Annotated in this window: 1 protein-coding gene; it reads right to left on the reverse strand. The window is 42.4% G+C overall.

All coding sequences use genetic code 11. The annotated features are described in order from the left end of the window. Positions 1-1016: SprB repeat-containing protein (locus GR162_RS22075; protein WP_202393986.1), on the reverse strand; the 1016-nt coding region annotated here is incomplete at both ends.

The raw sequence follows: 1016 nt of genomic DNA on the forward strand, positions 1-1016 counted from the left end.
TTGGCATCTTTTACGTAAGCCGTAACCGTTCCTGAGTTGTAGGTAGTGAACGTATTTGTTGCACTGTAATTTGTTCCTCCGTTGAAGCTGTATTGGTAAGGAGCTGTTCCTGTTCCTGCAGTTACATTTACAGTAACAATAGCCGGTTGGGTAGCATTTCCTGTTCCGCATGTCAAGCTTTGCGTCAATACCGCTGTCGCCGCAAGAGCTATTGGCTGGGTAATTGTAGCTGTTACAATTACTGACGTACATTGCTTCGCATCGCGGATCTCAATATCATAAGTTCCTGCCGCTAAACCTGTAAAAATGTTTGAGCTTTGGTAAGCGCCTCCGTTTATGCGGTACTCATATGGCAAGATACCATTAGCAGCAGTAACGATGATGCTTCCGTCACTTCCTCCAACACAGCTTACATTTGTCTGTGTGAATGTCGCTGATGGAGTTGTTGTTGGCGTAACTACTACCGGAATAGATACTGCCTGACATCCCTGACTGTCTTTTACTCTGAATGTGTAAGTTCCAGCTGCAGTTGCAGTATAAGGCGATGTTGCAGGGAAATATCCTCCTCCGTTATAATCAACCTCATAACTAGCATAAGTTAAAGTCCCTTGAGTCGCTAAGAATGTAATGGTAGCCGATCCTGCACAAGTCAAATCTTGTGTCAAAGTAGCTTGCAGCAACAATTCTTGACGTAAAATGTATGGACTTGAGACAATACATCCGTTTCCGTCTTTAATGTAGAATGTGTAGTTGCCTGGTGCATTCAATACAAAGTTAGGGCTAGATTGGTATCCGTTACCAATACTATATTGTGGCGTACCTACATAAGTTCCTGTAATTGTAATTGGAACAGGTCCTCCAGTATAGCAATACAATCCAGCTGATGAATTGATTGTTGGAAGTGCGTCTGTACCAATTGTAATATCCAATTTAGTTTCACATCCGTTCGCATCGATTACATAAGCATCCCACTGAGTATTTACTGTTGGATCTAATACCGCATTTGCCATTGTATC

It is taken from the genome of Flavobacterium sp. HBTb2-11-1, from assembly GCF_009826975.1.
GTDB lineage: Bacteria > Bacteroidota > Bacteroidia > Flavobacteriales > Flavobacteriaceae > Flavobacterium.